We start from the raw sequence: 8,071 nt of genomic DNA, 5'->3' as shown, positions 1-8,071 counted from the left end.
ACGGATTTCCTGAAAGAAACCAAAGTTGAGTTAAGCAACCGCGGTGAGATTGTGATTAACGAGCGCAATGAAACCAATGTGAAAGGTGTATTTGCTGCGGGTGACTGCACCACAGTACCTTACAAGCAGATCATCATTGCCACAGGTGAAGGCGCGAAAGCATCACTGTCTGCATTTGACTACATCATCCGTTCAGGTCAGTAATCATTTGAATTAAATAAAAACAGCCTGCTTTATGCAGGCTGTTTTTATTTAAAGATTACATTAAATAGGCGATATGCTTGAATAGAGTCGTTGAGAATTTTTAAAGGGAATTCTGTTCATCATCAGATAATTTAAATAAATTAAAACTCTTTCTGGATAAAACATTGTCCACAATTGCTTACATGCTTAACCTCACTATGCACTATCGAATACAAACATTTCCTCACATAATATAAACACACAATTCAAAATTGATGTTTAAAAATAATAACCATAAAAACTAGTAAAATAAGGAGAAGAATATGCAGTATCAATATCATTGTGCATGCTGCAATAAAGCTGTTTCATCTACCGATACCTCATGTCCAAATTGTGGCTCACACAGCATCAGAAGTCCTTATAGTTTCTGGATGTTGTGCCTATTGGCCTGCTTAGCTGCAGCAGTCGTATTTAAAGTGGTTCATGTCTCTTCACAAGCCCAACAGGATGTACCCACCAAAGACACTATTTTCAATGCATTACAACTTGAAGTAAAACAATCTTCTTAATTCAAACAGTGATGATTTTCATGGTTCATTTTCCTCAGGGGCCTGATATTCAGTATCAGGCCAAATCATTTTATAAACACTGATTCTTGCAAGACTAGGTATATATCTTAGAAATTCCGCAATGCTCTGCCCAGTTGATTTACAATAATACAAGTCTTGTAGAGGTTTTGAGTATGGTGCAGTTAATTCGCAAAGGTGGTTTAAGAGAACGTGCGAACCGCAGTCGCAGTTATCAAGGTTCAGAAAATACAGAAGCCACGTTAAATCCAAACCGTTATAGCTCTTCACAAAAAACAGATGAAAAAAAAGAGGAAACTACTGTTTCCCCTATTTTAGTTGACCAAGATCTCTCTCGTCAGGATTGTTCTTCTTAATTCATTAAAACCAATGCGTCATACCAAAGCCAGATTGCAAAGATCAGGAACAGTATGCCCGAAATCAAATCTATATAGTTGCCTGCACGTTGGTACAGCACTTTGATTTTCGGCTGAGAGATGAGTAGCATCAGCAAAGCAAAAGTCAGGAAAGTTTGTAGTGGAATAATCACTGCCAGCTGTGATTTCAGATAATCTGAAGCTGATGAGCTGAGGGCCAATGAAAAAACACTGCTAAAATAAATCAGTGTTTTGGGATTAGACAGATTAGTCAATAAACCCAAAGTAAAATAATTTTTCGCTTCATTCATCATTATTTGATCATCGCTGGCTTCATGGCGCTGTTTAAATGCCTGTAATCCGCCTTTGAGCATCGCCCAGCCCATTCTTGCCAGAAATGCTCCACCCACAATCATGAGTACTTGCTGAATCCAGGGGAATTGATCAATCAGCACGGTAAAACCAGCCAGGGTCAGTACCACCCAAACCACAATCCCAGCCGAAATGCCGGCAATAATTTTTAAGGTATTGGAACGATTAGTAGATGCTGCACTTCGTGCAATCAGCAGGACGTCCGGTCCGGGGCTCAGTTGAGCAATAAAATGCAAACCACAAATGGTTAACAACAAAGACATATTTCTTCTATTAGCGATGACTAAAACCGCAGCATTATAACTTTTGTTTAAATTTTCGCAGTACTTTTATCTTAATTTACTCACATAAAAAAGCCGAATCATGGGATCCGGCTGCATAAATGTAAATCGAAATTATTTTGGATTCACATCTTTCATTTCAATCTTTTTCGCCTCTGGCGTCACTTCACGTGCTTCACCATCAATAATGGTTGAATCGCCACGACCACCTTGCTGATTTTGCATTTCCTGCATCTGACGCATCATTTCTGCAAATGGATTTTGACCTTGAGCGCCGCCCATATCGCCCATCATGCCACCCATCATTTTTTCCATCATGGCTTGCTGGCGTTTCATCATGACTTTCATCATCGCTGCTTTAAATGCCTGCTGTACAGCCGGGATCAGCATTAATACCGCCAGCACGTCTGTAATCAGACCTGGAATCAGCAGGAAAAACCCAGCCAGAATTTTCGGCAGATTATTGGTCATGGCCGGATCGGCACTCATCTGGCCCATTTGCATTTGTTGCATCTGCGGCATGAGTCCGGTGGCATATTTGCGAATCAGGTTCATACCGATAAAGAATGCGGCCACAAACCAGAAAAAGACGTACCACATGCTCCCGACGAGGTCGCCCACGCCAATCCACACAAATACTTCCAGGATTACGCCAGCAATGATAATAAGAAATAATTTCATGAAAATTAATCTAATCTCTATTCAATAATTAAGGATGTAATCAACTGCTTCATCAGGATCAAGCTTTTTTGATACGCTTATGTAACAATATGGGCATTATTTTATTTTTAAAGTGCAGGCATGTCATTAATTATTGGGATTGACCCAGGTTCACGTCTTACAGGGTATGGCATTATTCAAAAAGAAGGTTCCAAACTGTCTTTTGTGGATGCAGGAACCATCAGAACGGAAACTGCGGAAATGCCTGAGCGATTAAAGCGAATTTTTGCCGGGGTTGAACGTATTGTTAAATTCTATGGTCCGACAGAAGCGGCCGTAGAACAGGTCTTTATGGCACAAAACCCGGACTCTGCCCTGAAACTCGGCCAGGCCCGTGGTGCAGCCATTGCAGCATTGGTTAATCTGGATCTGCAAGTCGCTGAATATACGGCACGTCAGATCAAGCAGTCTGTCGTTGGCTACGGCGCGGCAGAAAAAGAGCAGGTACAGATGATGGTCATGAAAATTTTAAACCTCAGCATCAAACCCCAACAGGATGCAGCGGATGCCTTGGCTGCGGCAATCTGTCATGCCCATGCTTCGGGTAGCATGAGCAAGATGGCTGTGTTAAATGCGCTTGGAGGTATGGCACGTGGGCGTAGCCGTGTCAGCCGACGTCGTTAATCATTATATGAATAATTGATCTGAAAATTTTCAAACTGATATTCAGCAGGATTTAATTCAAGTTGTTGAATATCAGCCAAATCTGCATAAATTAGTCCCTTTTGACTACGTATAATCATCTCTTGAATTTTTCTCTCATCTCTAACTACTACAGCCTCTACCGGTGCAGTTGGCAGATTTTGTACATAGCCTTTTAATTCCAGTTCTACTGCCTGAACTGCAAACCAATTTCGATAGCCTACTTTCTGCACTGTTCCTGAAATAATCAGTTTCGCGGCCTGTATCATGACTTCCCTAAAGATTAACCACTTTATAAATGGCTTGTTTCATATCCTGTGCCTGCAAACCACGCTGACCATATTTTGCCAACTCATCTCCGGCCAAGGCATGTAAAGTCACGATTTCATGCAGATGAATATTCTCATGCAACTGGGCTTTCAGACTGGCAATCATGCCAGCCAGTACATCGCCCATCCCTCCAGTGCCCATACCCGGATTACCCGCAGTACAGATATACAGCTGATCTTCCAGAATCAGACTGCCCGAGCCTTTCAAGACCCACTGTCCTTTGAATTTCTGCTGTAAGGTATGAATGGCAGCGATTCGGTCAGCTTCGATATCTTGAGTTTTATATCCTAATAAGGTTGCTGCTTCGCCCGGATGAGGGGTGCAATAAGTTCGTGGATTTAATTGTTCTGGGCGCTTTGCCAGGAACCACAGCGCATCTGCATCTAGTACGATCTCCAGCTGAGATTGCTGAATGGCACTAAACCAGAACTGATACTGCTGTTCAGCCCAGAGATCACGTCCCAAGCCCATACCAAAACAAACGGCATCAACTTGCTGTAACAGATTATCACGCTGATCTTCATCTAGGGCATTCATATCTTTGAGCATGATATTTGGTGCCCGTGAAAGGATTGCCGTATGATGTTTAGCATCACAAATAACAGTCACTTTACCCGCTCCTGCTGCAAATACAGCTTCAGCTGACATGATTACCGCACCGCCCATATCAGCATGACCGCCAATCACCAGTACATGTCCATAACTGCCCTTATGTCCAAAAGCCTGACGTTTGGGTAAATGGATATAAGTACCAGATAATTGAGCAACAGGTTTCAATTCAGCATCGATTGGAATTGCAGATATACATTCTACCTGCCCAGCATAGGCTTTCCCCTGCCCGGTAAACAAACCTGTTTTAAGCCCCAGTGCCGTGTAAGTATAATCAGCCTGAATAGCGACTGGCAAAGGTTGCCCAGTATTAGCATGGAGACCACTTGGAATGTCGATTGCGATTTTTAAGCCCTTTTGAGCATTAATACTTAGAATCATCTGTTGCCATGTGTCATTCAGATCACGGTTAAGACCTATCCCAAATAACGCATCAATATAGGCATCATATTCAGTCTGAAAATCAAAATGCGGATAGACTTTTATGCATGCATCAAGTGCTTCCTGAATCGCCGAAGCCAGATCCTGTGAACCACCCTTTTCTGCTGCATAAATCTCTACCTCAAAACCAGCCTGCTGTAGGTACTTCCCGACCAGATAGCCATCTCCGGCATTATTACCCTGCCCACAACAGACCGCGACCTTTTGAACATTTTCTTCAATAAATAAAGGAATCAGGCACTGCACAATGCTCCAGGCGACTTGCTGCATCAGACCATAAGAACTGTTTTTTTTAGCAAACCAGCGCTGCTCCCAGGCTTGAATACTTTGGCTATGATAAACGGGGCTATGGTAAACTTGTTGCTGCATTTTTTATTCCCTGTTCCCGGTTTATGATTACACCCGATTCTCCCGCGCAAATTCAGGTTTTTCAAGAGGATCCAGAAGCCCTCAAAGCATGGATCAAAGTACAAGCGCTGGAATTGGGTTTTTCTGATTGTGTCATTGCCCGGCCGGATGCTCAAGCAGAATTGCCACGTCTGCAAGAATATCTGGAGCGTGGTTATCATGGCGATATGAAATTTCTGGAAGAAAATCTGGACAAACGTGCTGATCCAACACTATTAATTCCAAATACTCGCTCTGTGATCTGTGTGCGTATGGATTATCTAGTCGAATCACCTGAACCGAGAATGGTTCCCGATGCACCAAATTCTGCAATTATTGCCCGCTATGCCCGTGGTCGTGATTATCACAAGACCATGCGTGGTCGGCTAAAAATGCTGTCAGCTAAAATCAAAGAAAAAGTCGGAGAATTTGAATCACGTCCTTTTGCCGATTCAGCACCCGTTTTTGAAAAGTCTCTGGCTGAAAATGCCGGTATGGGCTGGACTGGTAAACATACGCTGCTGATTCATAAAAAATCCGGTTCCTTCTTTGTACTCGGCGAACTGTTTACTTCACTGGAACTGCCATTTGATGAACCGACGACCAAACACTGTGGTTCTTGTACGGCCTGTATCGATATCTGCCCGACACAGGCGATTGTTGAGCCGTATATGCTGGATGCACGGCGCTGTATTGCCTATCTTACCATTGAGTATAAAGGCATTATTCCTGAAGATCTTCGTCGTGGCATTGGTAATCGGGTATTTGGTTGTGATGACTGTCAGTTGATTTGTCCCTGGAACAGCTTTGCCAAGACGACGACCATTGCAGACTTTCATCCACGGAATGGACTGGATCAGGCCAGCCTGCTGGATTTATGGCAATGGGATGAGCCCACCTTTTTAGCTTCAACAGAAGGTAGTCCGCTACGGCGTACCGGTTATCAAAGCTTTATGCGCAATATTGCTATTGGTTTAGGCAATGCGCCATTTAATCCAGCGATTATTCAGGCCTTGCAAAACTCTCGCGCTCAACATGATGAAGTTGTACAGGTACATATCGATTGGTCGATTCAGGAACAACTTTCTAAATCCAGATAATTGTCTATTTTTACCTGGTGTCACAGATTCCCTTAAAAGCCTTACACACCTTATTTTCAGACTGTGGCATAAATTTAAATAGTCTCAGAAATGAAATGGAGGGACGATGATGTCATCAAAAAATCCAAATCAAGAGTTACTGGAGCAGCTGCAAAATGAACACCAGAATCAAATTCAGCAACAGCAGCAACCTCAGCAGCATGGGCCAGTCAATTCGCCTAAGAACAATCAGCACGAGCAGGATGAACGGGTTTTAAATAAACAGCATCGAGCAGATCTGCAAAATCAGAATATTCATGGCAATCACCGTGAATAGGAATAAATCGATTCTTAAGTTAATAAAGCCCGCCTTAGGTGGGCTTTATGATATGAGTTTAAAATTTATTTATTTTCGCTTCATAAACCTTTTTAATTAAAGATTTTCTATTTATCAGGTCAGATTCAACTCCAATCACGTAAATAGATTATTTTTGATCGAAGTTAGAAGTGTCAGCAAAATTGTGTGCCGTAATCAGGATGCCATATTTCGCATTGAGGTAATCCCCTATCCGAATGACATCACTGCCATTGGCATGTTCTACTGTAAGTGTCTGAGTAATGGCATCATAATGCAGTGACTCGAAACTTTCCTGATGTAGACTAAGCCAATGTAAGGTATCTGCGAGATTTTCATCAACAATATAAGTTTCAGCCTGAAAGTCTTTAGTCATTATGCCCCCATTGACGTTTTAACAATGCCATATTTTAACGGAATATTCTTAATTTCAGGCATAAAAAAGTGAGCAAATGCTCACTTTTTTGGGGGGTAGGTATTAATCTTTACTGATACCACACTTGCGACATTCTCGCTGTGTGCCAATTTCTTCCATGTGTTGATATTCATAAATGTGCAAGCAAAATATTTTTTTCAAAAGCTGAAGCATTGTTAAACCTCCTGTTTCACCATTATATAAATACGCTTCTGTAGTTCACTCTTCCTGAGTGTCTATTGTTGTTTTGATTAAAAAACCACCATTTACTTATAAACATAATTTTTCAAAATGTAAAATCAATTTCATACTTTTTTTAACTTTCCGATAAAGTTAAATTTCAATTGATTCATACTTTTAATCATCTGATGTGATGTATATCGCAATTTCGCCATCTTTGGAAATGATATCTTTAAAAAAAGCGAACCAAAGTCCGCTTTTCAATGAAATTTAGAAGAAACCGGCTGGCTTGGTTAAATAACTGACCAGTAGATTTTTGGTTTACTGAAATGATCCAGCATCATTTTGTGGTTCTCTCGGTCAATACCTGATTTTTATAACCGCCGAAAGCTGCATGCGCCGTATAGATATGATAACAGTTGCTTCATACAAGACCTACCTCGATGGTAGACCAGCCCGGTAAGCGGTAATCAGAAAAGTCTTAACGAATTTTTTACATAATCATCTAGTTATAGGCTACCTATTTCAATTACGGATTATTAAAAGTCAATTACACCGGAAATTTAATCTAGTTTGTTTAAATTTAATAAAATAAAAAATCTACATTTTTCTAGCTTTCCTGTTAATAGGCTTATAGCTTACTTAAATGATGAGACATATATGCGAGGTATAGGGTCTTGTCATTGAAATCAGGCATTTCAAAAACCCTGAATATATAATTCTTAGATCTAAACTTAAATTTTATATTTACAGCAGATCTCTTTCATAAATCAAAAAACGATCTTCTTTTTGGTTAATATTTGCACTCCGGATTTCTTGGCATTCGTGCATAATCTGCGGATGAAATACATCGATTCAAACAAGCTTTCTGATCCTCAGTTCAAGCGATACACAGGCATCTCATGGTCAACTTTCTATTTGATGGTTGAGCAATTGCAGAAGCATGTCTCTGCCAAAGGCAGACCGCCCAAGTTAAGCCTGGAGGATCAGGTTCTGCTCTGTCTGAGCTATTGGCGGGAATACCGAACCTTATTTCACGTTGCGACGAGTTACGGGGTTTCAGAGCCCACAGCCTCAAGAATTGTCCGTCATGTTGAAGACTGCCTAATTCGGTCCAATCTGTTTAATTTACCC

General features: G+C 41.3%; 12 protein-coding genes and 1 pseudogene. 7 read left to right on the top strand and 6 right to left on the bottom strand.

What is annotated here, in order from left to right; all coding sequences use genetic code 11:
- From ACS72_RS15755 to ACS72_RS15745, 3 genes are all read left to right on the top strand, one after another.
- Positions 1 to 204 (top strand): FAD-dependent oxidoreductase (locus ACS72_RS15755; RefSeq protein ID WP_048882653.1); only part of this gene is annotated, 204 nt, incomplete at its 5' end.
- A gap of 302 nt (positions 205 to 506) precedes the next feature.
- Positions 507 to 752: a hypothetical protein gene (locus ACS72_RS15750; protein WP_004815514.1), complete on the top strand. Its 246-nt coding sequence runs from the start codon at positions 507 to 509 to the stop codon at positions 750 to 752.
- A gap of 173 nt (positions 753 to 925) precedes the next feature.
- Positions 926 to 1,126: a hypothetical protein gene (locus tag ACS72_RS15745; RefSeq protein WP_048882652.1), complete on the top strand. Its 201-nt coding sequence runs from the start codon at positions 926 to 928 to the stop codon at positions 1,124 to 1,126.
- Here ACS72_RS15745 and ACS72_RS15740 read toward each other — a convergent pair.
- Together ACS72_RS15740 and ACS72_RS15735 are read right to left on the bottom strand one after the other, a co-directional pair.
- The gene (locus ACS72_RS15740; RefSeq protein ID WP_004815510.1) at positions 1,123 to 1,761 is read right to left on the bottom strand and encodes a LysE family transporter; all 639 of its coding nucleotides are present in this window, start codon (positions 1,759 to 1,761) and stop codon (positions 1,123 to 1,125) included. The genes ACS72_RS15745 and ACS72_RS15740 overlap by 4 nt on opposite strands.
- A 132-nt stretch (positions 1,762 to 1,893) precedes the next feature.
- Entirely contained in the window at positions 1,894 to 2,460 is a 567-nt protein-coding gene (locus ACS72_RS15735; RefSeq protein ID WP_048882651.1) for an FxsA family protein, read from the bottom strand.
- A gap of 120 nt (positions 2,461 to 2,580) precedes the next feature.
- Between ACS72_RS15735 and ruvC the strand changes: the two genes are divergently transcribed.
- Positions 2,581 to 3,123: a crossover junction endodeoxyribonuclease RuvC gene (ruvC, locus tag ACS72_RS15730; protein WP_004815506.1), complete on the top strand. Its 543-nt coding sequence runs from the start codon at positions 2,581 to 2,583 to the stop codon at positions 3,121 to 3,123.
- On the opposite strand, the gene ACS72_RS15725 is transcribed toward ruvC, so the two are convergent.
- Positions 3,120 to 3,410, bottom strand: coding sequence for an acylphosphatase (locus ACS72_RS15725; protein WP_048882650.1), 291 nt, complete (start codon positions 3,408 to 3,410; stop codon positions 3,120 to 3,122). The two genes, ruvC and ACS72_RS15725, sit on opposite strands and share 4 nt — an antisense overlap.
- A gap of 7 nt (positions 3,411 to 3,417) precedes the next feature.
- On the bottom strand, positions 3,418 to 4,890 hold the full coding sequence (locus tag ACS72_RS15720) for a bifunctional ADP-dependent NAD(P)H-hydrate dehydratase/NAD(P)H-hydrate epimerase (protein WP_048882649.1): 1,473 nt from the start codon (positions 4,888 to 4,890) through the stop codon (positions 3,418 to 3,420).
- 23 nt (positions 4,891 to 4,913) lie between these two features.
- Here ACS72_RS15720 and queG point away from each other — a divergent pair, with 23 nt between their 5' ends.
- Positions 4,914 to 6,008 (top strand): tRNA epoxyqueuosine(34) reductase QueG, encoded by a 1,095-nt coding sequence (gene queG, locus ACS72_RS15715; RefSeq protein ID WP_048882648.1) that lies wholly within the window; start codon positions 4,914 to 4,916, stop codon positions 6,006 to 6,008.
- Positions 6,009 to 6,114: 106 nt separating this feature from the next.
- A complete protein-coding gene (locus tag ACS72_RS15710) occupies positions 6,115 to 6,324 on the top strand; it encodes a hypothetical protein (RefSeq protein WP_004892694.1) in 210 nt (69 codons plus the stop codon).
- A 148-nt stretch (positions 6,325 to 6,472) separates the two neighbouring features.
- On the opposite strand, the gene ACS72_RS15705 is transcribed toward ACS72_RS15710, so the two are convergent.
- Entirely contained in the window at positions 6,473 to 6,718 is a 246-nt protein-coding gene (locus tag ACS72_RS15705) for a hypothetical protein (protein WP_008303959.1), read from the bottom strand.
- 489 nt (positions 6,719 to 7,207) lie between these two features.
- Positions 7,208 to 7,382 (bottom strand): annotated as a pseudogene (locus tag ACS72_RS18250) (aldehyde dehydrogenase family protein); the annotation flags it as partial.
- A gap of 395 nt (positions 7,383 to 7,777) precedes the next feature.
- Here ACS72_RS18250 and ACS72_RS18450 point away from each other — a divergent pair.
- Positions 7,778 to 8,071 (top strand): transposase family protein (locus ACS72_RS18450; RefSeq protein ID WP_212771706.1); only part of this gene is annotated, 294 nt, incomplete at its 3' end.

It is taken from the genome of Acinetobacter sp. VT 511, from assembly GCF_001077515.1.
Taxonomy (GTDB): Bacteria; Pseudomonadota; Gammaproteobacteria; order Pseudomonadales; family Moraxellaceae; genus Acinetobacter; species Acinetobacter schindleri.
This window is presented reverse-complemented; position numbering and strand designations above follow the sequence as displayed.